This is a genomic window from Vibrio sp. Isolate34, from assembly GCF_022397915.1.
GTDB lineage: Bacteria > Pseudomonadota > Gammaproteobacteria > Enterobacterales > Vibrionaceae > Vibrio.
The window spans coordinates 44,704-69,298 of record NZ_JAKEUO010000014.1 but is presented as its reverse complement, the minus strand read 5'-3'; the positions used below and the strand labels follow the sequence as shown (position 1 = coordinate 69,298).

The following is a 24,595-nucleotide window of genomic DNA, read 5'->3' as shown; positions in this document are numbered from 1 at the left end:
GGCTCGCTATAGTTCAACGTACCTTCGTTAAGACGTTGTATTTGTCTGACTGGTTTTCTACAATACTGGCGTCCATTTAATAGGTAAAACAAAATGCAGCAAAATGAATTTGAAGTACTGGTAAAAGCTATCTGCGCACTAGATGGCCTACCTCAAGCACTTGAGCTATTGAAATCCAATGAGGATACTGAAGTTGCTGAGGCTGCCGCTTCACTGACTGGTCAATTTGCGCTAGCGGAAGTGGAAGGCGAAAAGCGCATTTACCACGTGACGCTTCAAGAGAATGAACAAGGCGAAGAGCAAGAGTACATCGAACATGTAATGAATGAAGGCGATGACTTAATCAAATTTGCAGCTTGGTTCTTCGAAACTATGTTCGAATTAAAGCAAAAAGATACTTACCAAATTGCGGGTAAAACTTACCGTCAGCCAAAGCGTAGCTAAGGCTTTAGTTATCGTTAACGACTTCAGCATTAAAGCATGAAGTTTAAGCGAAGCATTTAAAAAAGCAGCTCACATGGGCTGCTTTTTTATGGGTGTTTCATCTAGATCCTAAGCGGCATCACACGTATTGCATCAAAGCCCAAACGAGTCACAGCTTAAGTTATTGATATATAGATATACTTTTGATTGTGATTACAATGGAAATACTCACGTTGTAATAAAATCAATCAACTTGCATTAAAGTGTGATTTAGATCTTGTTTTTGGGTGTTTTAGGTGTAGAATCCGCGCATAAGAAAGTTGATTATGTGCGGAGATAAGCATGAACTACGAACTAGGCCACGCATACCTTGGTCAAATGGCAGCAAAAAACATGATGCACGAAGCATTGTACGGCAAGTCAAAGCCAAAAAAAGTATCATTCTTTAAGCGAATGATGAAGAAAATGGCTAAGTAAGCATTTTCCAAAACGGAATTTTAAAAGGCCTTAAACTCACAGAAGTTTAAGGCCTTTTTCGTTTTAGCGATTGATGACTTTTATCGCTCTGTTTTGTTGTGGATGGACACAAGAAAACACTGATTAGTTAATGATCGGAAGTCTAACTCTACCTAAGTGAGATCAGCTTGCCGATTGATTGGATAAGTCGACCACATTGTTTGGAATGGAATCTAGACCATTTTCTTTCATCCATGCTTCCAAGTTGTCTGCTCCGCCGATGTACTTACCATCAAGCCAGATCTGAGGAACCGTCACCGGTGTTTTTTCACCAATGTGTGCTTTCACTTCTGGAATCATTCGATATAGGGCAGCACTGTCTTTAACGACATCGTGATAGGTATATTCGACACCCGCTTCATCAAGCATTTTCTTAGCTTTGACACAGAATGGGCAGGTCGCTTTTCCATAAACGATATTGCCCTTTAGGCTGTCACGTTTGGTCCACTCTTTGATTACTGATTGAACCAATACACCACGATTGAGTGCTTCACCTTGGCTAACAACCTTGCCTTCAACAACAAGGATAGGCGCATGCCAAGAACCGAGTTTTAGCGGTTCCCACCAGTGAGATAACCAATCTTTCACTTCTAGTTCGACATCAACGTCAGCTAATTCATTCTCAAAAGTATCCTTAAGAATGTCTTTGGTAAGGGTACATTCTCCACATGGGATGTTTACTTTAAATGGACCCCAGCTGCCTGCCCAACGGTATAGTGTAATCTTGACTGGTTTCTTCATGGTTACGACCTCGCTTAAAATTCTCTTATCAATATAGAACGGACAGTAGAACTATTTATTTCATCGACTTTAAACTTTCTTAACTTTCGCCGGTTTTTTCGTTTCCCAATGGGTAATGAATGCAACAGATGCAATGATAATCGCGGCCCCTAGCCATAAACGACCTGGTGGAACCCAACTGAAGACCAGCCAACCAGCCAAGACATTAAGTGGTAATTTCGCGTGATCAAACGGTTGAACGAAAGAGGCATCAGCCACCGAGTATGCTTTTACAATAGCCCACTGAGCCAACGCTGTCATAACACCGATAACGATTAAGATAGCCCAAATAGTGCCGCCACTTGGCATTTGCCAATCAGGGACGGCCAGCAAGATGTTAAATGGCGTAATCAATAGCAGAAGGTAAACCACCATGGTAGAAGGGCTGTCTTGTGATGAGAGCTTTTTCACCATCAGTGAGTAGCATGCCCAAAAGAAAGCCGCACCAACGGGGAGTAATGTTGCCCAACTAAAGTCTTCGGCCCACGGTTCGAGAATGACCATAGCACCTGCAAAGCCTGCTAAGGTCGCACCCCAACGAGCTGCGCCCACTTTCTCTTTTAGGAAAAGCCCAGAACCTATGGTTGCAAACAGTGGTGAAGTCATAAGAAGGGCTATGCCTTGCCAAATCGGCACAGGGTAAGCCAGCGCCCAAATCCAAAGTTGGATACCAATAACGGATAGGAAGACACGGAATACGTGTAGCTTGAGATTATCAGTTTTTAGTGCGCGTCGAATTCCTAACGTTTTCAGGTAAGGAAGGATGGCGAACAATGCGATTGAATACTGAATGACGGCAACGGTAGTAGAAGTCAGTCCGAAATGAATGCTAGCGATTTGAGTTAGGCTGTTGATCAAAGCAAAGGCTAAACCTGCGGTTAGCATCCAGCTAGCGCCTTGGATCGGATGGTGTTGTGACATGATGCTTCTAATTATTTGATGTGGTTCACCTATGATACGGATTTAACACCACTTAACCAGAAAAAGCATTGATGAAGTTAGTCAGAATATTCGAATATGAAAAAGGTTGAGCCATTGCCCAACCTTTTTAGTGTCTACCTAAAGTAAATTTAGATTAGAAGTCGTAGCGAACACCTAGGCGAAGAGAGTCTTCACTTTGAGTTTCTAAACCTGCAACTTTTACGTCGTCTAGGTTGTTTAATTGGTAAGCAATGTATGTACGGATAGATTTGTTGAACTTGTAAGTACCAGTCAACTCAAAGAAGTCTGCTGTGTCTACAGTTAAGTTCTGTGTCGCATCTTTTTCTTGTTTTTGGTACAAACCAGCCAGTTCAAATTGGTCTGTTAGCTTGTACTTAGCAGCAACTTCCACACCAGAGAACTCAGTTTTTGCTTTGTCGTCTAGGTCGCCCATTGTGTAGGTTGCACCTAGGTATAAAGCATCCATTTTGTAGTTAATACCAGCAATCAATGCTGTAGCTGAACCATTACCAGTACCGTTGTCGTTACCTGAGTAACCAAGACCGAAACCTAAGCCCATAGGTAGTGTGTAAATGCCAGAGATACCATAACCGTCAGTATCTTTGTCTTCACCAGCAATCAAACTTGCTTTAAGAGAAAGTGCGTCTGCGTCGTAAGCGTATACAAACGTGTTATTGATTTGCTCGTCACCTGCATTGATGAATGCTTTTTGGTCACCAGAGTAGATAGTAACATCCGACATTTCTGAGATTTGAGCTGCAGCTGTATCTTGACGACCTACTGATACTGCGCCGAAGTTACCTTCAAAACCTGCATACATGTAACGTTGCTTAAAGTTTTCAGTCTTACTGTTATCAGCAGAAGATTTTACGCTTTGCTCTGCTTCGTAGAAACCAAAACCAGATAGGTCGCTAGTGATGTCTGTAGTACCACCAACATTCAAACGAAAACGGCTTTTGTTTTCCATTGTACCTTCGATTTCGGCACCACCTGAACCAATGAAGTCACCACGGAATTCAGCACGACCGCCAATCTTAAGCTCAGTACCGTCAGAGCTGTAAACTGTTGCTGCTAGAGATGAACCTGAAACTAGTGCTGCTACCACTGCAGAAGCTAGAACTGCCTTTTTCATAATCACTTACCTTGTATTTTAAAATCCGTGAGCAATGCGCTCTCCGTTTCGATATGAAGCTAATTTAGAGCAGATAAATTAAGCTTTCATTTCTATAAAATTACATTTTCGTGAATAGGGAACTTTTTTAAGTGTTGATTTTATTGCACTTTTATTTCATTTGGCTGAGTGGTTTGTGAATAATTATCCAAATTGGAAGTTTTAGAACAGCCATTTGTGCAAGTTTCACTTTGAAAGAGGTGAGGATGTTATGAGTGAGTTTTACGGGCTGAACTGTACTTGTTAAATCGATTAACTGCTTGTACTGGTTAAGATATCCTCTATGATGCAAAAACTGACAAGAGAATAGATTTTGCTCAACAAGATGGAGTAGTTGGATGAAAACAGAGTACTTAGGCGATGTTTTACAAGGTAGACAGGTTATTGGCTCCTTGAATGTTGAAGACTTACAGGTTGGAGAGCATCAGTTTTGGTTTCAAGTGACTAGTGATGGACTCGGCCAACCTAAAAACATGCCGGTTTCTGTTTTTAAAGGCAGCCAAGATGGCCCTAAGTTGATGATCACAGCCGGTATTCACGGCGATGAACTGAACGGTGTATTGGCTGCTCAGCAAATTATCAGAGACTTGGTGGGTAAAACACTGAAAGGTACGGTGACAATTGTACCTACGGTGAACTTATCCGGTTTGCTAAATCACAGTCGTGACTTCATCTCTTCCGATCCGGGTTCATGCCCTGCAAATCTCAACCGCCTCTTTCCCGGTGATGCTCACGGACTAGCCGCAGAGCGCTTTGTTGCGTCACTTTGGGAGCGCTTACTCAAACACAATGCCACCTTCGCCGTTGACCTTCATACCCAAACTCGTGGTGCAGTTTACCCACTTTATGTGTTTGCAGATTATCGCATAGAGCAATGTTTAGACATGGCGAGGCTGATGCAACCCGATTGTGTACTTAATGATCCTGGCGATCCTGGGATTCTTGAAACGGTTTGGAATCGCAGTGGTATTCCAAGCATTACTGTCGAAGTAGGGATGGGTAAGTTCACTCAACCTGACATGATTCAAAGAGCGGTAGACGGCGTTTTGAATATGCTCTCCTATTACGAGATGCTTGAGGTCGATGGACAAGATCCGTTAGAAGCAAAGCAGTTGCCGAGTATGGATTGGGTTGAAGGCAACAATGTTGTGTCCATTCGTGCTGATATTGGTGGTTTTGTACTGCCTCAGGTCGAGCTTTTGCAAAGCGTTGAGCAAGATGATCTGTTAGCCATCCAATATGATGCGTTCGGTAATGAATGTCGTCGTTATCATGCGCCATCTTCTGGTCGTGTACTCAGTTATAACGTGGATGCATTAAGAGAACCGGGTGCTTTGGTGTGCCGCTTATTGAGCTAGTAATTAGTTATACAGCGACTAGGTTTGCTATTTGCGACACCCAAAAAAAGACCGAGCTAGGCTCGGTCAAAGGACAGTTGTCTAGAGTTAACACGTCTTGGACTCGTCGACAGAACTGCTTTTAGAGTAAGCAGGATAAATTAAGAACCCATTGCGAGATGATGACACTTCGACTGCTTTTTTGTTTCAAAACGATTATTTCAAAGCCTGACCTGAAATCGTTGTATCTTAAAATCGATTATTCAAAGCCATAAAAAGCCTACTGCGGGTTAACGCAAGTAGGCTCTATCAATTTAGTCTTCAATTTTAGCTAAGGCTCACAACCTTACTAAAACCTTTCTAGACTCCATTAGAAAGCGTCATCCACTATGTCTTTTAGTTGGTCGTAAGGCACATACCCCGGTAAGACCTGACCATTCATCATTAGCGTTGGTGTACCTGTTAAGCCGAGTGCGCTAAAGGTTTGGTGGTTAGTCATTAACGTATTGCTTTGTTCTGTCGTTGTCTCTAACTGCGCTTCAGTGCCTGTTTTTTTCGCTACCGCTTGCAGTGACGATTTTGTGTGACTGCCGCTTTTCGCCATCAGTAATCGATCGACTTCAGGGAAGGCTTCCGGGTTGTCTTTCCATACCTTCATCGCGTATAGCGCCGCATTGGTATTAAGACCGCTCACTTGTTGCTGCTTAAACGACAGGTAGACATTGATGATCTTGATGTCATTGTTTTCAGAGGCTAGTTTAACCAAGCCTTTCTCCAAGCGTTTACAGAAAGGACAGTTGTAGTCGGTGAAGTTGATGATTACCGATTTGCCGTCAGGGTTGCCCGTTATTGGGTGAGCGTCATTGTTGTACAACCAATCATAGCTTTCTGCTTGTGCTTTCTTCGCTTGTTCTTGGCCGGCCACATACTGCTCTAAGCTGGTATGCAAACCCGAAATAGTCGAAGGGTTTTCCTTCAGAAACTGATTAATTTCTTCTAGTTGTTGGGTTTGTTCTTTGCTTAATTCAGCGAAGGCATTGGTGCTCATTAGTGAGCCTAAAATCAGTGCGCTAATCAGATGTTTTTTCATGTTATGTATTCTCTAATTCTTGATAACCGTGAGCGCTCATTAGGTTACGCACACGGTATTATTGTTTGTTAAATTGGCTTAAGTCGGTTCATTTGCTTGGCTTTTTCTTGGTAAGCGAGTTATGCAAAATAGGTTCTTAACCACAGGCCGATAGGGGAAGTAACACCAGTTGCGATACTGCTGATCTTTCCGTCTTTGATGATGACGATGCTTGGAGTGACATTGACGCCCCAACTTCTGCTGATTGACCCAGAAAGATCATTGATCACAGGGAAGTCATACTCTTTGGCGTCCAAGTAGCGTTGCACTCGTTCATCGGGTCCTGACGAAAGGGCGACCGTAACGACTTGGTGAGAGTCATTGAAGCTATTGACGGTTGGGCTCACGAATTTGCACGCACCACACCAAGTTGCCCAAAAATAGACAATGACGGGCTTACCGTTCTTACTGAGCTCGATAACATCAATATCCTCACCTTGGAGTGATTGACCTACGATTGCAATCGCGTCTCCTTGAGGCATGCTTCTGCTGTGAAAAAAATCCATAGCAAACGAAACCACACCAACGATCAGTATCATTGAGACCAGTTCCGTTCCCCACTTCTTAAGACGACTTGGCTTTTTAGCCTCACCCTTTACAGGCTGGTTTTTGGTCGTGTTGGGCTTCTCTTCATTGTTGGGAGTCTTCATCACTTATCTCGCAGCATCGATGGCTTGAACGACAGTGTCACTGTCCAGAATCACGGGCAGTGGAATACCGTTTTTATAGCTTGGGCCATACACGATATTAAATGGCACACCAAATCGTCCGTTACTTTGTAAGTATTGAGTGACGCTTTCACTTGGTGTTGTCCAATCGCCTTTCATCAAAACAATGTCTTCTTGTTGTAGGTGACTGTAAACCGGATCTTGAAGAATCACGCCGATCTTGTTCGCCTTACAGGTGATGCACCAGTCAGCTGTCACATCGACAAATACGGTTTTGCCTTCATCGACCAATTGTGGAATTTGTTTCGCATCCAGCTTTTGCCAACCAAGGTCATCAACGATAGGTGTCGCCCAGTTATCTGCAGTAACACTGCCAACAATAAGAGCGGCACCAAACATCAAGGTAGTGGTTGCCATGATAGGTATGAGTACTTTACGACCCAATTTCATGCCAATCCAAACCAGTACTGAAATCACGATAAACAGTGACAACAAGATGGTTGGGAACTTGCCAATGAATGGGCTAAGTAGGCTTGTTAACCACAGGCTGGTGATGAACATCATTAAGCCAAATACCAGCTTAACCTTGAACATCCACGCGCCCGGCTTTGGTAGCAGTCTGGTTAGGCTAGGGAACAGTGCGAAAATAAGCCAAGGTGCACTCATACCGATACCGAGCGCGATGAAGATCGCCCAAAGCTCTTGGTAGCTTGCGCCAAGCGCGTAAGCCACGGCGGTACCAAGGAACGGCGCACTACAAGGCGTTGCTAACAGCGTGGCAAACATACCTTGAACAAAGTGACCGGAATGTGAGTCATCGCCTTTGGTTGCCATCCATGTGTTTAAACCCGATGGCAGTCTGAGCTCGAATAAACCAAGCAGGTTAATCGAGAACAGCAAAGTGATGATCAGCATGAATCCGATGAACCAAACATTTTGGAACTGGATTCCCCAACCAATCGCATTGCCGCCCATTTTTAGAATGGTCATACCAAGGGCTAACAGAGCAAATGACGTAACGACACCAGAAGCAGACGCTAAGAATGAGAGTCGGATATGACGATTAGATGCCCCTTGGTTTTGAATGATGCTGTTTAACTTCATTCCCAATACTGGCAACACACATGGCATGATGTTGAGGATCAAACCACCAATTAAGGCAAAACCGATCATCGCAGTAAAACCGTTACTGTTTTCTTGATAAGCGATTGGTTTTGACCCAACTTGAGCTGTCATCTCTTCGGCAAAGTTTGTGTCCGATACTGTAACACTCACCATGCGATCGGTTAGATCGACCTCGCCAAGCCAGTTACTGACATCGAATACAGCAGTCATTGTATTGTCTGTTATGTGGACGCTTGGTTGAGAGAAGAAGTCATCAATCACTTCTTGCCCGTCAATCAACACCATTGGCTTATCCCAACCATCTTTGCTTGTCAGCTGAGTAACCAATTGCTGCTTGCTCTTATCCCAAAACAAACCGTTCACCGAAGTGCGGTTAGCTTCTCGTGGCGACTGGCTCATGCCTTGGTTGAACAAGAACATCGCTTCTTCATCAAGCGCTAAAGTTTTTGGGTCAATCGGCAGTTCGATGTCGTAATCGGTTAACACGCAGATATTCGTGCACGACGAAAAGGTGAACGAAGCCTTAAAGATGGCAGGCTTAGTGTTGTCTTTCAGTGTGAGTGTGACCGGAAAGCTGACGTGCTTTTTGTAGCCCAACGTCATTACGTCTAGCTGCTCGTAGTACTTAGGGATTGGCCAATGCCACTCTACCGACTCAATGTTTGTTGAACCAGACCAGTCCCAGCTTGGAGGTATGCCACCTTCGCCAGGGCTGCGCCAATAGGTCTTCCAGTCGCCGTCGAGCACGACATCGAGCACGGTTTGAATCTTAGAACCGTCATCCGACTGTTCGCCTGTCGACATCATTCGCATTTTGACTGGCGGGTGTTCAGGCACGCTGAGCCAACCTGTAGTCTGTGCTAAAGCATTAAATGATGTCATGACCAAAATGGCAGTGACTAAAGTTTTCGCGCATGTACGCATGCAGAATGCCAATGAATCGACAAACTTTGTTAGTAGTGTGTTGTACACAAATGTATCTCCAAAAAATAAATAAAAGGGTGGAATAGCCCGGTTATTTACTCTCTAAATATACAGTGCTTTAGGTGTAGGCGGTGTTTTGTTGGTCGAGTAGAGGGATGGTTGTCTCTAGATAATCTCGATATATGAGGTGAAAGGCTGAATGCGACAGCGATAAATAGAATGAAAGGGATTAGCCAACCGGTTTTCGGCGTGGCGAAGGTGAGCATTTTTGAGCTCAGGTCACAGGCGCTAGAATTCGGTGCCGTCAGTGACTTAGACGCATCTGAACCAAAAACGCTGGCATAAAGCTCAGACATTTTTTCAAATGAAGCGATAGTGGCTTGGGGATCGCTGGTTTCAGATCCCATGTGTGCTGATTGGCTAACAGAAGCCTTAGAAAACGTCACTTTATTTGCAGATAGCGTACTTGCCAGACAAGTTACGATAACCAGGCCGGTAAGAAGAAGCGCCCAAAGCGATTGCTTTTGTTGGCGGTTCTGTTGGGATAAAAAGAGTAGCGTTGTATTCAGCAAATCAGTCAGTAATCGAATCAGTTAGTATTTAACACGGGTTAGAAGCAGGCTAGCTTAGATAACTTTGCTGCGTGCCACAAGTCATAAAATTGTAAAAGTCACAGGGGCACATAAACGCCAAACTCAGTAGCTAAGGCATCCTATTTTTACTTAAGTTCATAATAATCTGTTCTTTTTTGCTATTCGCTGTTTTGTTGACCAAAGTCGTGACTTCCATTGAGCAGTATATAATTAGCAAAGGTGTTCGATTGAATAAAAAAGAGCGATAAAACAGATACAAAAAAGCCCAACCGTTCGTTAGGAACTCGATTGGGCTTCTTCCACTAGCGTTGAAGTTCAGAACTCCAAGCCTTCTTATAGGTAACCTTAGTGATTACGGCGTGGGCCGTTACGCACTAGGTCTTTACCATTTTCAAAGACTTCTTGAGTGATCCAACGAGCAAGTAGAACTTTGTGGCTGCTGTTGAATACAGCAACGAAGTGACGACCATCTGAATTATTGGTTGCCATGCCTACGCCTTCAACCCCTTCAAGTCCCAAACCGCCAGCTTCCACTGAAATTAGGAATTTTTCTAGCTCTTCTAGAGACTCAATAACATCAAGTTCGTTGTTCATTTTTCTGCTCTCTTGCTGTGAGCCAACATCGGATTCAAGGCATTTTAATGCATGTGCCTAGGTGAAGATATTGGCCGTTGTTCTTTGTTGGTTGCGTACTCTACAGGTCATAAGAGGGGATTGGAACTCTCAAATATTAGATGCGGACTGATATTTTGCGAAATTTTAACACAACATACCTTAAATGCTTGTTATCCATATTCTTTTTACTACTATTTATAGGGTCAATTTAGACAATAATAGGAATTAATATGATGAAGGTTTGGCGTTGTCTATTGTTAATGTTGGCGTTTGTCGCATTTGGAAGTTATGCGCAAAGCGTCGAGAAAATAGCACAAGTACAAGATCAGTTGATGCTCGATTTGGCAACACTAGAAACGGCGCACGATGCTGAGAAACCCTTTCTTGAAGATATATTAAGGCGTAAGAATCAAGGCTTGCGCGAAGATATATTCACCCAGTTATCATCAGACAAGAAAGAAGGGCTCGATATTATTCTTGCTCAGCAGGTTGAACTACTACAAAAATTGCTGTCATTGAATGAAACTAAAATCGTTTTAATGAGTAAAGAAAACCGTTCAGCTGAAGGGGACGCTAAAAAACGCCTTGAATTGCGTATTCAAAAACGAATTAGAATGATGGATATCTATTATCAGCAGCTTGCTAAGACCTTAAATTGGTCAAAAGAGCGTGGTATTGATGTTGCCGTCCCTGAAACTGATCTCAAAAGAACGCTGGTGGCTCGTTCTAAATATCTGACCAACGCCATTCTTTACACCGATACACAGCGACAAGATCTCGAAGCACGCCTGTCTTTCGTGAATGAAGAAGAAAAAGCGGTTATTAAAAAGGAGCTGGAACGCTTCAGTGAGCGTACCAGCGTTATGGTGGCGAGCTTAGAAGAAACCATCACCTTGATGGAACCGTTTGGCGTCGATGTAACCTCATACAAGCGCGTGCTATTAGCAACGACGGGCGACATTAACGCCGATGTATTGGATGTCGATGTCGCGCTAGAGCTACTAGACGGTTGGCTACGTTCGTTCAGTTCATGGGCTTTTGAAAATACCCCTTCTTTTATCGTTAAACTGGCTCTGTTTCTCGGTATTTTGTACGTCACTCGCCTAATTGCTAACGTTGCTCGTAAGACGGTTCGCAAGAGTGTTTCGCACTCTAAGATGGACTTTAGTGTATTGATGCAAGACTTCTTTGTATCAATCGCATCCAAAGCGGTCGTGTTTGTCGGTTTGCTTATCGCCTTGTCTCAAATAGGGATCGAGCTAGCACCGCTATTAACCGGTTTCGGTGTCGCGGGTGTCATCATTGGTTTTGCATTGCAAGATACGCTGTCTAATTTCGCGTCTGGTTTGATGATCTTGATTTACCGTCCTTACGATGTTGGTGACATGGTTAAAGTCGCGGGCGTTCAAGGCACAGTAAAAGACATGAGCTTAGTATCGACCACGGTTCAAACGATTGATAACCAACGCTTGGTGATCCCGAACAACAAGATCTGGGGTGACGTTATTAATAACATCACAGCAGAGCGAGTGAGACGTGTGGACATGGTGTTTGGTATTGGTTATTCAGATGACATCGATAAAGCAAAAGCAGTATTGAACGATATCATTATTGCGCACCCTCTAGTGCTTAAAAAGCCGGAGCACATGATTAAGCTGCATACCTTAAATACATCTTCTGTAGACTTCGTGGTAAGACCGTGGGTTAAGACAGACGATTACTGGGATGTGTATTGGGATGTGACGGAAACTGTGAAGAAACGCTTCGATGAAGAAGGCATCACGATTCCATTCCCGCAACGAGATGTGCATATTTACAATCACGAAGAGAGTTAATTCGTCTAAGAATCGATTTCTTCATGTGACAATCAAATGGACGCCGAATAGGTGTCCATTTTTGTTGGAGGTTAGTTTATCTGAATCTCGTTCTTTTATGTCACTTCACGCTAGTCAGAATTGCGTTATCATGGGGCAGGCTCAGTCTGGATAGTTGAAATCGAATGGATGATTCACAGCAAAACCCAAAAACGAGAAATACAACGGTAAGAAAAGCGACGCGAATCGAAAGTGTCATGAACTCTGCGATGTGGCATTTAACCCAGAGAGACATGACGGAAAGCGAGTTGATTGCGAAGTTGAAAGTGAAAACGGACAATCAAGATTGGATCAATGAAACCTTGAGCAACTTGAAAGGTTACGGCTATCTTAAATCCGACCAAGATTTTGCTGAGCAATTCGCAGAACAAGCCTTCTTCGGTGAATTTGGATCTCGATACATCGTCGAGAAACTGAAGAAGAAGGGGCTCTCCGATTCGATTATTGCTGATGCCATTCATAAGGTTTCTGCAGAAAAAAATATCGATGAACAGACTATCTTGATCGAACGCATCAACAACTACTACACAAGCTTTACCATGAGCCGTGAAAAGTTAGTCGCCGCACTGCAAAAACGTGGCTTTAGTTATCAGCAGGTCAAAGTTGCCATCGATCAGCACCCACAAGCGCATGAACTGAAAAGCAATATCCAAATCAAGGCCGACAAAGCGGATTTGGAGAAGGAAGTGCTCAAGTATGCTCGCAAAGGGAAAGGCTTAACCGCTATCCAACAAGAACTTAGACAGCGACAAATCGATACCACTGAACTGTCAACGTTGATCGACCGATTGATCAATGAAGAGCAATTGGACTTTTACTCTTCTTGTTTGGAACAGCTTCAGAAAAAATCTTATGACCTAAACGATCATAAAGAACGTTCAAAGGCTTACGCTATGTTGAGCCGCAAAGGTTTTTCATCCGACGAGATTAAATTCGCGTTAAGTGAAGGGAATGAGTAACCAAGTCAGAAAAATTTCCTATCCTATCTCGATGTCCATGATAAACTCGCCCTGCGTAAAGAGATGAAAGTTATCGAGCGCAGTGCCAAGCGAGACCTCTCAGAAGAACTTGAAAAACAAATAAAAAAACGCCTAGATTACCAAGAAAATGAACAATCAGAATTTAAGCCAAGGCTGAGAGCGAAAATAAGTTAAACCGAGATAATTGCCACATGGCAATACTTAGCTCAGCCTTTTTATATTCGTGTCTACTTCTGTCATTAGCTCGTTTTTCGGCTGTTCGGCTAACATAGGAACCGCCCAAGGTGCATTATACCAATCGTAGTAAATAACAGGTTACTCTAGCTTTATTCCTACGCTACTTTTGAGCAGTTATTTACTGTGATTGCTATAAACTCTAAATGATACTGGGCAAAAATGAGCTATATTGCTACTCATTTTTGCCTTTGTCATTAGTCCTAAAACACAAGCTATCGCCCGTATTGCTCTACAATAAAGTGCTCAAAATCATCACACATTTGGTCATTCGACTTTGCGTTATTCGCTAATTCAGTTGCACCATCAACAATCGATATCTTCGCATTCAAATCAGCGACTTGTGCACGTTCACGAGAAGCCAGTTGTTTGATTTTTTGCTCTTCAATCGCCCATGCCTGTTCTGGTGATAAGTTACACTCGTCGGCAAGGTATTTGGCATTGAAGCCTTCCCCAGTAAGGCTTTGTATTGTCCCATTATGGTTCACGCTATTACCTTGATGCCAATAGTGCTCAGCCAACAAAGGCCCGATCTCTGGGTTATCTGTTAAGTAGCCAAACTTCTCGGTGAAATATGCACGTGTTTGGTACACCGCCATATGAGCCAATAAGTAACCTTGATATGCGCAAGAGGCTTCATCAGACAATAAGTGCGGGATCGCCATCAGTGGGCGAGGGCTGCAATCTAATCCCAGAATCTTCTTTTCACTGCTGCGGGCAAGCGCCGTGATATTTTCAGGCGTCAGATCTTCATCAGCGATCTCGTATAGAGCTCGCTCAAAGTACGGAACCACGAGAATGCTGCGTTCTTGGTAAGCGCGGAACGGCTGTTTGTTGTCGATGATGGCCTTTATCAATTCATCTGGTACAGCTTGGCCTTCTGAATTAAGCGCGTACTGTTTTAGCCAATCGGCGTCGTTCAATAAGCTGTCGCAGAACATCGATTGAGTTTCCGCATATGCCATTGACGTTGGGGCGAACTCTTGAGAGAAACACGGAGCGTTCATTTTTACGTTGGCAAAGTGCGCAGCGTGACCACCTTCGTGGAACAAGGTGTTAATCCCATCATAACCACTGCCTATTTGATCGGGTTTAGCATTGCTAGTGAAGTTCACTTGAGCGGCAACCCATTCACCTTGATCGTAGAAAGAAGGGATTGGCCCATGACAGAAGCCATTTGGGTATTTTCCTTTGCGATCAAGCAGATCCAATTTCAATGTCGCTTGAGAGTATTCGATGTTCAGTCGACCGAAAGATTCTATCCAGCGTCTCAGTGATTTTGAAAAGGGAACATAAGGGTCTAAGTCATTCATAACGTCACCAGCAAAAGAGTAGGTAAAGTTATGTGCTTCAAGTGCGCTCTGGCCTTTCTGCTGAGCTAAGTTCGTTAGACTTTTTTGATGGCTATCGCGTGTACGAGCTTCAAAGTCATCCAGAATCGTAAACAGTTGCTCGGTCGTCATCTGTTCGGTCTTCACAACGGAGTAATCAAAAAAAGTCTTAAAGCCCAGTGATTGAGCAAATTGATTGCGCTTTTTGATGAGCTCAATGAAACCATTGGACAGAAGCCATTGTTCAAGTCCTAATAGTGCTTGATGCGCCGAAAGCCTAACTTTTTCATTGTTATTGGTTCTTACTGTTGAACCTAGGACAGGAAGCGAGCCTTCTGTTTCTTGTCCCGCTTCATTTACGTAAGTCATCACGTGATTCTGTTTTTTCTCAAACAGCTCTGCTTCGAACTTGATGAGGTCGGTTTTTAGCGCCTGAGATAGTTGGGATTCGATAGCGTGAGATTTAAAGGTCGCTAACCAGCCATTCAGTCCTGTTAATGTGCTCTCTTTTTCTTGAACGTCTTGAATCTCATCAATGGCAGAAATGTGTTTTTCGATAGCCGTGATTTGTTCAGCTGCACTAAGAAATTCGGTCCACTGAGTTTGCGCTTGTGTCGAGCCGTCATGGTCGTCACTGATGCCCATGTAAGTATCCCAAAAGAAGTCTTCTTTTGCTTTATGAGTCGCAAGATACTTTTGATTCAATTGGTTGAGATAGTTCGTTGCAGTCATGATATTCCTTGAAAATAGCGCTTGAATTTCAAGATTATGACACATTCATAAAATGTATTTTGTGATGTTAAGTATGACGGCATATAAGTTACCTTATTCATCAAAGCGTGTTGAATCAATATGGTTTCATTAGTTTGCCGCCAGAAGCCATTCAACGCAATAAAGTAAGATTATCGCTTGAAGAGCCAGCAATAGAAGGTGGCTATAAATAATCGGCATGATGTATTGTATGTAAATCATCGGAATGTTATTGTTAGTTCCGTAATGGTTCTCAACGTGACGGATTACGTTATTCGGCGATAGAATTTATCTAGCGGGCATGTATGCCCGTTTTTTTTCGCCTAAATTTGTGGCTCTCGCGTTTGTTTGTTGATTGGTCGCGTATAATGGACGGTTCTTATCGCGCAAAATAAGCACAATCATGAGAACTTTTCCTACCTTAATCTTATCTTTGTTACTGGTTTTGAATACCATTGCATTCTCCGTACAAGCAACCGAAAGCTGGTGGCTACGAACGGTATTCAACACAAATTCTGTTCAGCCAAGTTCTCAAAACTATATCAACGATGTCGACCTTATGGATTGTGGTGACATAGAAGGCACTCTGCTTTGCAGCGACCAAACCAAATATTACGATCTTGATGTTTATGTTGAACTGGAGCTAGGTGAATCAAGCATTGAAGTGGTTCGCTTGAGCTTGCCGTATTCAAACCTAAGTTATACCAAGCTTCAGGCTTACCTTCGTCAAGATGGCTTTGCTCTCAGTTCAATTCGTATTGGGGAAGATGAGTTCGATGTCGTCGCTCAACTCGAACACGCAAAACGTGAGGGCGTTGGTTTTGATGAGGTAGATAAGCAGCTCGTTGAATTTATCAATACGCCACACCATTCATCCGATCAAGTGAGTTTATGGAACGTTCCTAGCTCATCTTCTGCGAGTTCGTCTTCTCCTTGGGTTCAGTTACAGAGTGATGGTGAGAACTTAACGGTTGAACTAAATCGCTTTTAATTGCTCAAATTTATAGATGCTTTCGTAATTCATTATTTTGTAGTTCATTAGAGTAAACAAGCCTTTTGTAATAACGGTTCACGGGCAGACAGCAAGTTATTATTCATTTAAGTGTTCGTTTTTCTGTGGCTCTCACATTTTTGGCAAGCGTTTACTTTTGCCATTTGTTATACGTTGAGCCTTCGGTAAAACGAGCTTAGGATACGTTCAGTATTGATAAAGGAGACAACCCATGGTTGCAAGAGTAACGACAGCGCCACAAGGCCCAGAACTTTCTGAATTGGTGCAAGGATACTGGCGTACAGCTGAATGGGGCATGACCCCGCAACAACGCCTAACTTTCCTTAAGCAGCACATTGATCTTGGCATCACAACTGTTGATCACGCGGATATTTATGGTAACTACCAATGTGAAAAGTTGTTTGGTGAAGCATTAGCGCTTGAGCCGAGCCTTCGTGATGATATTCAAATCGTCACCAAGTGCGACATTAACTTGTGTGGTGACCACACTCCTGATCGTAAGATCAATCACTATGACACCAGCGCACATCATATTTACCAATCAGTAAATAACTCACTAGAGCGCTTAGGTGTTAATGATATCGACGTATTGTTGATTCACCGCCCAGACGTACTGATGGATGCAGATGAAGTAGCTGAAGCGTTCGCAGAGTTGCATAAAGTCGGTAAAGTTAAGCATTTTGGTGTTTCTAACTTTTCACCGCGTCAGTTCGAACTGCTTCAATCTCGCCTTGGTAAGCCATTAGTAACCAACCAAGTTGAAATTAACCCACTGAACTTCGAAGTTGCCCATGATGGCACCTTAGATCAGCTACAGATGAACCGCATTCGCCCAATGGCGTGGTCTTGTCTTGGTGGTGGTAGCATCTTCAGTGGAGATTCAGCACAAGCGATTCGTGTTCGTAATGAACTCGAAGCGATTCGTCAAGAAGTGGGTGCAGACAGCATTGATCAAGTGATTTACGCTTGGGTTCGCCGTTTACCGTCTAATCCAATTGCGATTATTGGCTCAGGTAAGATTGAACGTGTGAAGACGGCCGTTGATTCACTGAAAATTGAACTGACTCGCGAGCAGTGGTACCGCGTATGGGTGGCATCTAAAGGTCACGGTGTGCCATAGGAAGCAATTCGTATGAAGCAAAAGCCAGCTAAGAAGCCTGTCTCTTATACACAAATCCCTAAGCCACGCTTGGGGATTTTTTTTTGAACTATTTTTAGGTTTCATGATCTGATCATCTAAGCAATGACAAGGATGATTATCATGACTTATATAGAGCCAACCCTTTGGGCACAAAAACAGTTCGGTCAAGCCCACCTGAATGACCCTAGACGCACTCAAAGACTCGTTGCTCTCGCAGCCTCACTGGCCGAGCAACCTGGCGTACCTGTCTCGAAACTCATTATCTCTCCTGCTGAAATGGAAGGGGCTTATCGCTTCATCCGTAATGAGCAAATCAAAGCAGAAGATATCGCAGAAGCGGGGTTTTATGTCACCGCACAAGAAGCATTAGAGCAACAAACACTTCTTGCCTTAGAAGACAACACTTCTCTCAGTTACTCCCATCGCAGCATTCGAGATGAACTCGGGCACTCCAATCAAGGCAATCGACATCGCGCCATGTTCGTACACTCAACCTTACTTTTTGCTCCCGACACTCAATCTGTTATTGGTTTAATTGAACAACAGCGCTGGACTCGTGATATAGAAAAGCGAGGTCAAAGGCACCAGCATGCGATTCGACCATACAAAGAGAAAGAAAGTTATAAATGGGAACAAGCCTCTCGCCATGTCGCTGAGCGACTTGGCGATAAAATTTCGGATGTCATTTCGGTGTGCGATAGAGAAGCAGACCTCTTTGAATACCTCACTTACAAGCGAGAGCAACAACAAAGATTCCTCGTTCGCTCAATGCAAAGTCGCTGTATTGAAGAGCATGATAATCGTCTTTATAGCTATGCCTCTACCCTGTTGTCAGCCGGAGAGAAAGTGCTCGAAATACCGCAAAAAGGCGGTCGTAAAGCTCGCAAGGCTCATTTAGATATTAAGTATGCCCCCGTGACACTTAAGTCTCCTGCTAACAAGAAAGAGTTCGATAACATTCCGCTTTACTACGTGGGATGTATAGAACAAGGAGAGAGTGATAATAAGCTCGCATGGCACTTACTGACTTCAGAGCCGATAACGAGCAAGGAAGAGGCATTCAAAATCGTCAGTTATTATGAGCGGCGCTGGCTAATAGAAGATTTTCATAAAGTCTGGAAAAGTGAAGGGACTGAAGTTGAGCAACTGAGAATGCAAAGTAAGGATAACTTAGAAAGGCTCAGCGTTGTTTTGGCTTTTATCGCGACTCGGTTACTCCAGTTGAGGTTTATGAATGAATCAGACGAGTTATCTAAGACCAGTTGTGAGCAGGTATTAAAAGGCAAAGCGTGGAAGTTAATGTGGCTCAAGTTGGAGAGCAAAAAACTACCGAAAGAAGCGCCTAATATATCATGGGCTTACAACGGTATTGCTCGGTTAGGTGGTTGGAAGAATACCAAGCGAACAGGTCGCGCTTCTATAAAGACGTTATGGCAAGGATGGTTTAGGTTACAAACCATCCTTGAAGGGTATGAACTCGCTAAGTCTCTTGAATAACCAGACTTGTGATCAAGAGACAGGCTAAGAAGCTGGCTTTTTTGTGTTAGCCTAACATGTTGCTTCAAAACTGTGATTAAGGTGGAATAATTTTCAAAAACACTCATAATGCACTCTGTTTTTCACCAGTTGGATATTTCCATTGAGCACTTCAAAATTCTCTTCAATCGCCCTTAAACCAGAGCTTCTAAATACGTTAGATTCTCTTGGTTATACTGAAATGACGCCGATCCAAGCGTTAAGTCTTCCTACTATCCTAAATGGCAAGGACGTTATCGGTCAGGGTAAAACGGGTTCAGGTAAAACAGCTGCTTTTGGTTTAGGCGTGCTGCAGAACCTACGCGTTAAGCGTTTCCGTGTTCAGTCTTTAGTGTTATGTCCGACTCGTGAGCTTGCAGACCAAGTAGCAAAAGAGATCCGTACTCTTGCTCGTGGTATTCACAATATTAAAGTGCTGACACTATGTGGCGGTATGCCAATGGGCCCACAGATTGGTTCACTAGAGCATGGCGCACACATTCTTGTGGGTACTCCTGGTCGTATCCTTGACCACCTAGAGAAAGGCCGCATTGACCTGTCTGAGCTGAACACACTTGTGTTAGATGAAGCCGACCGCATGCTAGAGATGGGTTTCCAAGACGCTTTGGATGCAGTGATTGAAGCGGCGCCAAAAGAACGCCAAACTCTGCTATTCAGTGCAACTTTCCCTAAACAGATCAAATCTGTTGCAGACCGCATTATGCGTAACCCAGAAATGGTGAAGGTTGAATCAACGCACGATCACTCAAGCATCCAGCAACACTTCTATAAGTTAGAAGGTTCTGAAGCTCGTGATGACGCTCTAGAGTTGCTGCTACTTCATCACCAACCGGAATCTGCGGTTGTGTTCTGTAACACCAAGAAAGAAGTGCAGAACGTAAACGATGAGCTAAGCCACCGTGGTTTCAGCGTTATCGAACTTCATGGCGACATGGAGCAACGTGAACGTGACCAAGCTTTGGTTCAGTTCTCAAACAAAACGATCTCGATTCTAGTTGCGACAGACGTTGCGGCTCGTGGTCTTGATGTTGATAACCTAGACGCAGTATTCAACTTTGAATTGTCTCGCGACCCTGAAGTTCACGTACACCGCATTGGTCGTACTGGCCGTGCAGGAAGCAAAGGCGTCGCTATCAGCTTCTTTAGCGAGAAAGAGATGTACCGTGTTGCTCAAATTGATGAGTACATGGATATGCCGATTGAGCCATCTGAGCTTCCAGCAAAACCTATTGCTAAGCCGTACTACTCAAACATGGTAACCATTCAGATTGATGGCGGTAAGAAAGCTAAGCTTCGTGCAGGCGATATACTTGGTGCATTGACTGGTCAAGGTGGTATTGATGGTAAATCAGTAGGCAAGATCAACTTGTTCGCAATGCGCGCTTACGTTGCTGTAGAACGCTCTGTCGCTAAGAAAGCACTGAACAAGATCGAATCAGGTAAAATGAAGGGTCGTCAATTTCGCGCCCGAATCCTGAAGTAATTCGAGACTGAAGCCCTTTACTGCGAGCTGCCATTATTAACGGCGAAGCGGTAAAGGGTTTTCCACAAAGTGTCACTCAAGTTTCTTCTCTCAGGTTTATCGACCTAGTCCTCTATATCAAAGCATTATTCATCGGGTCTTATCGAATAAAGATCGTTGATATGTTTTCCTTCGCTAACATACCAATTCATTGCTTCCTGTCGATTGTGAACGAATATCGTGATTGTGGTTATTGAACCATCGTCAAAATAACAAAGCTCATATTCTAAATCGCTTGGGTGCTCAGGAATAGCGGCCATAGCTTGCCTCCCAAATATCAATCATTTGAAAATACGCTAACCCGTTTTCTTTTATAGGGTTCGTATTACGTCAAATGAGTAATAAAAATCAAGTTATATCACTGCCGTTAATTATTTTTAGTTTAATCATTTGCCTAAATAGACAGTTTAGCAAGGTGAAGTCTCAATTTATCTGAAAGTTTTTACGAAGAGTTGCTTTTATAGCTAATGTTATAAGATCAAGAGTGAATCTGATAAGGCTGCTTACAGGTTCGCTGAACAGTAAAGGGTTGTGAGAGGGTGTAATGAGAAAATGCCGTTGGTTAATGATATTGGTGTGCTTCCTATTTGCTGGGTGTGGGACGAAATTCGCCTATAACAATATCAGTTGGTTTGCGGTCAGCTATATCGAGGACTTTGTTTCGTTATCCAATAGCCAAGAGTCTGAGCTAGAAGCTCGCCTAGACTCATTGCAAGCCTGGCATAAAGAAACTCAACTCCCATTGTACATTTCGCAATTAGAAGTGATTCAAAGTATTACTCGCCCTGATATGAACTCTGCGTTTGTCGTCGACCAAAGCGAGCAAATTAAAAATCATATTCGCGCGATCGTTAATAAGTTTGCACCCGATGTTTACGCGTTAAGTATGCAACTTAGCCCTAAGCAAGATAGCGAGTTCTTAAAAAACTTTAGAGAAAAGCAGCAAGACTATTACGAAGAAAGATTGTCGTTGAATGACGAAGATTCCAGAAAGCGATATCGAAACCGGATAGAAGAGAGACTAGAGCGATGGCTAGGATCGGTATCGAAAGAACAAAAACAGATTATATATACTTGGTCTCAAGAGTGGGTGAATACCAACGATAGCTGGCGCCAATATCAAAATAATACCTACCAAGACCTCACAACATTGATGGAAAAGAAGAGTGACCTACATATCGCTCAGCCAATTATTATGAACTTGCTTCTGAACAACGAAGCTTATTATCCAGACGAATTGGAATCTAAGCTTAATAAGAATATGCAGACATCAGCCAAATTCTTGGTGGATATCGCCGCAACCAGTAGTGATAAGCAATGGTCTTATTTCATGAATGAATTAGAGAGCCTCAAATCTACACTGGTGACACTGCAGGAGTAGGGTACAAGCAAGCTTCGTTAATAACTAGAAAGGCTGATCGTGTTAAACCAATCAGCTTTTAACGTCTTATCACACTGTAAGGGTTTTAAGCTCGATTACTCATCAACAGCTTTGGAATAGAGCCTTTCGCTGTCTTCGATATTTTTTGCATCAGTTGAAAGCTTGGCTGTTGAATACCGTGGTCGCTTTGCAGTTCATCAATCATCAATAACCACAGTCTAGCTGTCATTTCTGAGTCGGCTAATGCTCGGTGGAAAGTACCGTCGTTGTCGATATTTTTGAAACGCACAAGGTCGCCTAGCTTATGAGTCGGTGCATATTGGATTAGACGACGAGCAATCAGCATTGAGCAGGCAAATTGTCCATTGTAACCGCGACCAATATTATCTAATTCCGCATCAAGAAAGCGCTTATCAAATGAAGCATTGTGAGCGACAAGTTGGCTGTCTTGAATAAAGTCTGCAAACTCATCCATTACTTCACTGCAACTGGCCGCCGTGCTTAACATACGGTTACTGATTCCGGTATAACCTTCAATGAATCCACTGACACGAAACCCTGGGTTCATCAGTTGTTGGAAGGTGTCGACGACTTCGCCGTTAACGAGTTTCACCGCACCGATTTCAATCGCTCGGTCACCCATGTTTGGTGATAAGCCTGTGGTTTCGAAATCGAGAACGATAACGGAGTCTGCGGAGTTTGGAGCCATCGTGTTTCCTAATTACTATTGGGTGGTATCGCTTTATATGAGGCGTTTAGCGCTGCTATCAGTGAAGCTATTGTGTGTTACTGCTGATAGTGAGCTCAGTGTAACCCGTCGAATCATCATGCTCTCTGTTGAAGGTCAAAGTATCGTAACGGTGAACAATCAACTCAGCTGTGGTGGCGATAATCGTTCCTTCCAGTAGATGCCCGCCAATCACATCGCCATTTTCATCAGCAACGGATATATGAACGTGCTGGTGGTTAGGCGTTAACGTTGCCATCACAGATACGATTTCAAACGGAGCTTGAACTCGCTTGGTATTGTTGGCATTAGCTAACCGAATATTGAGTTGAGAAACACACCCGACACAAGATGCGATGGAGCCTGCCAAGATATTGTGCGCTGTCACTAGCCTCTGGATCTCAAGCTTTAGGTCTTGGCCTCGGGTTAATCTCGTTGCGATAGGAGTAATCATCTCAATACCTCTGTTTTATCTTTATCTGTGTATCAAAGAACAAAACGAAGCCACATGGGGCTTCGTTTAAGTAATACATCGGCTAACACGTTATCGTTGCTAGTTAAGCTTTGATAGTTACTTGCCTTCTTTCTCTTGCTGCTCTCTTTTCTTCTTAGGAACGAAGTTCAGCACTGAAATCGGCACTTCTTTGCGTGGCTCGAAACCTTCCACTACACGGCGCTCAATCAGGTGACCAAGACGCTTTTCAATAATGCACAGGTTTTTGAAGTTGTCTTTTGATAGGAAAGAGATCGCTTCACCAGATGCATCAGCACGGCCTGTACGACCAATACGGTGAACGTAGTCGTCAGCTGGGAAAGGCAGGTCGTAGTTCACTACGCGGCTTAGGTTATCGATATCGATACCACGAGCAGCAACGCCAGTCGCTACTAAGTATTTTAGGCGGCCTTTCTTGAAGTCAGCCAAGATCTTTTCACGGATCGCTTGGCTGCGTCCACTGTGGAACGCTTCAGCATGAATGCCACGTTTTTCAAGTTGAGCCACCAACTTAGCCGCGCCGTGCTTGGTTTCGATAAAGATAAGCGCTTGATCCCAATTACCTTCGGTAATCATGTGGCTCAATAGTGCTGACTTGCGGTCTTTATCTACCGTTACCAACCATTGCTCAATGTTCGCTTTAGACGCGTCAGTTTTGGCAATTGAAATCTCTTCCGCTTCGCTGATAGCACTTTTCGCTAGCGCACGAACTGGCGTTGAAAGCGTTGCTGAGAACAGCAGGTTTTGCACATCTTGCGGCAAACGAGCGATGATCTTGTTGATGTCTTCGATGAAGCCCATGTCTAGCATGCGGTCTGCTTCATCCAGTACTAATACTTCAACTTCATCAAAGTGAACCGCGCGTTGACCATACATGTCGATCAAACGCCCTGGTGTTGCCACTAGAATATCAACACCTTCAATCAGACGATCTTTTTGATGTTGGTAAGAGACACCACCGTACATCGCTAATGATGTTAGGTTTAAGAACTTGGCGTACTTAGTGATGTTCTGTTCAACCTGAACAGCTAGCTCACGAGTCGGTGTAAGAATCACGGCGCGAATACGTTTTTTACGCTGCGTTTCACCTTTGCTTAGCATTTCTAAGATAGGGAGAACAAAGCTCGCAGTTTTACCTGTACCTGTTTGTGCAGCCGCAATAAGGTTCTTACCAGAAAGTACAATCGGAATTGCTTTTTCTTGAATCGAGGTTGGCTTTTCATAGCCTTGTTTTGCAACGGCTTTAACAATAGGTGAGCTTAATCCAAGCTTGGAAAATGGCATAAGTTTCTCGGTATGATTTGGCTAAATAGCGATGGAAAGGTTCAACAATCTTATACAAGGATAAGATTAATGGCGGCATTCTACCATGTTGCTTGTGTACTACTAGG

23 protein-coding genes and 1 pseudogene are annotated in these 24,595 nt (G+C 43.5%); 11 read left to right on the top strand and 13 right to left on the bottom strand.

What is annotated here, in order from left to right; translation table 11 throughout:
* The first annotated feature begins 93 nt into the window (after positions 1-93).
* Positions 94-444, top strand: a complete 351-nt coding sequence (locus L1D22_RS15360) for a hypothetical protein (protein WP_017057980.1) — start codon at positions 94-96, stop codon at positions 442-444.
* 321 nt (positions 445-765) lie between these two features.
* The gene (locus tag L1D22_RS22340) at positions 766-900 is read left to right on the top strand and encodes a hypothetical protein (RefSeq protein ID WP_256099315.1); all 135 of its coding nucleotides are present in this window, start codon (positions 766-768) and stop codon (positions 898-900) included.
* 162 nt (positions 901-1,062) lie between these two features.
* Here L1D22_RS22340 and L1D22_RS15355 read toward each other — a convergent pair whose 3' ends face one another.
* From L1D22_RS15355 to L1D22_RS15345, 3 genes are all read right to left on the bottom strand, one after another.
* Positions 1,063-1,680 (bottom strand): glutaredoxin, encoded by a 618-nt coding sequence (locus L1D22_RS15355; RefSeq protein ID WP_017630100.1) that lies wholly within the window; start codon positions 1,678-1,680, stop codon positions 1,063-1,065.
* Positions 1,681-1,749: 69 nt separating this feature from the next.
* Positions 1,750-2,640 carry a DMT family transporter gene (locus L1D22_RS15350; protein ID WP_239830442.1) on the bottom strand — a complete coding sequence of 297 codons (891 nt, stop codon included), beginning with the start codon at positions 2,638-2,640 and terminating at the stop codon, positions 1,750-1,752.
* Between the two features lie 154 nt (positions 2,641-2,794).
* A complete protein-coding gene (locus L1D22_RS15345; RefSeq protein WP_239830441.1) occupies positions 2,795-3,793 on the bottom strand; it encodes a porin in 999 nt (332 codons plus the stop codon).
* 377 nt (positions 3,794-4,170) lie between these two features.
* Between L1D22_RS15345 and L1D22_RS15340 the strand changes: the two genes are divergently transcribed.
* Positions 4,171-5,190: a succinylglutamate desuccinylase/aspartoacylase family protein gene (locus L1D22_RS15340; RefSeq protein ID WP_239830440.1), complete on the top strand. Its 1,020-nt coding sequence runs from the start codon at positions 4,171-4,173 to the stop codon at positions 5,188-5,190.
* Between the two features lie 349 nt (positions 5,191-5,539).
* Here the strand turns inward: L1D22_RS15340 and L1D22_RS15335 are convergent, their stop codons facing one another.
* From L1D22_RS15335 to L1D22_RS15315, 5 genes are all read right to left on the bottom strand, one after another.
* On the bottom strand, positions 5,540-6,259 hold the full coding sequence (locus tag L1D22_RS15335) for a DsbA family protein (protein ID WP_239830439.1): 720 nt from the start codon (positions 6,257-6,259) through the stop codon (positions 5,540-5,542).
* Between the two features lie 119 nt (positions 6,260-6,378).
* Positions 6,379-6,948 (bottom strand): protein disulfide oxidoreductase, encoded by a 570-nt coding sequence (locus L1D22_RS15330; protein ID WP_239830438.1) that lies wholly within the window; start codon positions 6,946-6,948, stop codon positions 6,379-6,381.
* 3 nt (positions 6,949-6,951) lie between these two features.
* Entirely contained in the window at positions 6,952-9,015 is a 2,064-nt protein-coding gene (locus L1D22_RS15325; protein ID WP_239830505.1) for a protein-disulfide reductase DsbD domain-containing protein, read from the bottom strand.
* 95 nt (positions 9,016-9,110) lie between these two features.
* Positions 9,111-9,587, bottom strand: coding sequence for a hypothetical protein (locus L1D22_RS15320; protein WP_239830437.1), 477 nt, complete (start codon positions 9,585-9,587; stop codon positions 9,111-9,113).
* Positions 9,588-9,953: 366 nt separating this feature from the next.
* On the bottom strand, positions 9,954-10,202 hold the full coding sequence (locus L1D22_RS15315; RefSeq protein ID WP_210442077.1) for a hypothetical protein: 249 nt from the start codon (positions 10,200-10,202) through the stop codon (positions 9,954-9,956).
* 251 nt (positions 10,203-10,453) lie between these two features.
* Here L1D22_RS15315 and L1D22_RS15310 point away from each other — a divergent pair, with 251 nt between their 5' ends.
* The gene (locus L1D22_RS15310; protein ID WP_239830436.1) at positions 10,454-12,058 is read left to right on the top strand and encodes a mechanosensitive ion channel family protein; all 1,605 of its coding nucleotides are present in this window, start codon (positions 10,454-10,456) and stop codon (positions 12,056-12,058) included.
* 164 nt (positions 12,059-12,222) lie between these two features.
* Positions 12,223-13,056 carry a RecX family transcriptional regulator gene (locus tag L1D22_RS15305; RefSeq protein WP_239830435.1) on the top strand — a complete coding sequence of 278 codons (834 nt, stop codon included), beginning with the start codon at positions 12,223-12,225 and terminating at the stop codon, positions 13,054-13,056.
* Between the two features lie 470 nt (positions 13,057-13,526).
* On the opposite strand, the gene L1D22_RS15300 is transcribed toward L1D22_RS15305, so the two are convergent.
* On the bottom strand, positions 13,527-15,374 hold the full coding sequence (locus tag L1D22_RS15300; protein WP_239830434.1) for a M3 family metallopeptidase: 1,848 nt from the start codon (positions 15,372-15,374) through the stop codon (positions 13,527-13,529).
* 98 nt (positions 15,375-15,472) lie between these two features.
* Between L1D22_RS15300 and L1D22_RS15295 the strand changes: the two are divergent.
* The 5 genes and pseudogenes from L1D22_RS15295 to dbpA all read left to right on the top strand — a co-directional run.
* A pseudogene (locus L1D22_RS15295) lies at positions 15,473-15,586 on the top strand (phosphate ABC transporter substrate-binding protein); the annotation flags it as partial.
* A 209-nt stretch (positions 15,587-15,795) separates the two neighbouring features.
* Positions 15,796-16,383 carry a hypothetical protein gene (locus L1D22_RS15290; RefSeq protein ID WP_239830433.1) on the top strand — a complete coding sequence of 196 codons (588 nt, stop codon included), beginning with the start codon at positions 15,796-15,798 and terminating at the stop codon, positions 16,381-16,383.
* A gap of 232 nt (positions 16,384-16,615) precedes the next feature.
* The gene (locus L1D22_RS15285) at positions 16,616-17,524 is read left to right on the top strand and encodes an aldo/keto reductase family oxidoreductase (protein WP_239830432.1); all 909 of its coding nucleotides are present in this window, start codon (positions 16,616-16,618) and stop codon (positions 17,522-17,524) included.
* A 141-nt stretch (positions 17,525-17,665) separates the two neighbouring features.
* The gene (locus L1D22_RS15280) at positions 17,666-19,042 is read left to right on the top strand and encodes an IS4 family transposase (RefSeq protein WP_239830431.1); all 1,377 of its coding nucleotides are present in this window, start codon (positions 17,666-17,668) and stop codon (positions 19,040-19,042) included.
* A gap of 142 nt (positions 19,043-19,184) precedes the next feature.
* Positions 19,185-20,564: an ATP-dependent RNA helicase DbpA gene (dbpA, locus tag L1D22_RS15275; RefSeq protein ID WP_017064348.1), complete on the top strand. Its 1,380-nt coding sequence runs from the start codon at positions 19,185-19,187 to the stop codon at positions 20,562-20,564.
* Between the two features lie 125 nt (positions 20,565-20,689).
* On the opposite strand, the gene L1D22_RS15270 is transcribed toward dbpA, so the two are convergent.
* Positions 20,690-20,863, bottom strand: coding sequence for a hypothetical protein (locus L1D22_RS15270; RefSeq protein WP_017630126.1), 174 nt, complete (start codon positions 20,861-20,863; stop codon positions 20,690-20,692).
* Between the two features lie 284 nt (positions 20,864-21,147).
* Here L1D22_RS15270 and L1D22_RS15265 point away from each other — a divergent pair, with 284 nt between their 5' ends.
* Positions 21,148-21,984: a DUF6279 family lipoprotein gene (locus L1D22_RS15265; RefSeq protein WP_239830430.1), complete on the top strand. Its 837-nt coding sequence runs from the start codon at positions 21,148-21,150 to the stop codon at positions 21,982-21,984.
* Positions 21,985-22,069: 85 nt separating this feature from the next.
* On the opposite strand, the gene L1D22_RS15260 is transcribed toward L1D22_RS15265, so the two are convergent.
* From L1D22_RS15260 to L1D22_RS15250, 3 genes are all read right to left on the bottom strand, one after another.
* Positions 22,070-22,693 carry a 3'-5' exonuclease gene (locus L1D22_RS15260; RefSeq protein ID WP_239830429.1) on the bottom strand — a complete coding sequence of 208 codons (624 nt, stop codon included), beginning with the start codon at positions 22,691-22,693 and terminating at the stop codon, positions 22,070-22,072.
* 67 nt (positions 22,694-22,760) lie between these two features.
* Positions 22,761-23,165, bottom strand: coding sequence for a PPC domain-containing DNA-binding protein (locus L1D22_RS15255; RefSeq protein ID WP_239830428.1), 405 nt, complete (start codon positions 23,163-23,165; stop codon positions 22,761-22,763).
* 117 nt (positions 23,166-23,282) lie between these two features.
* On the bottom strand, positions 23,283-24,488 hold the full coding sequence (locus L1D22_RS15250) for a DEAD/DEAH box helicase (RefSeq protein WP_239830427.1): 1,206 nt from the start codon (positions 24,486-24,488) through the stop codon (positions 23,283-23,285).
* Positions 24,489-24,595 lie beyond the last annotated feature (107 nt).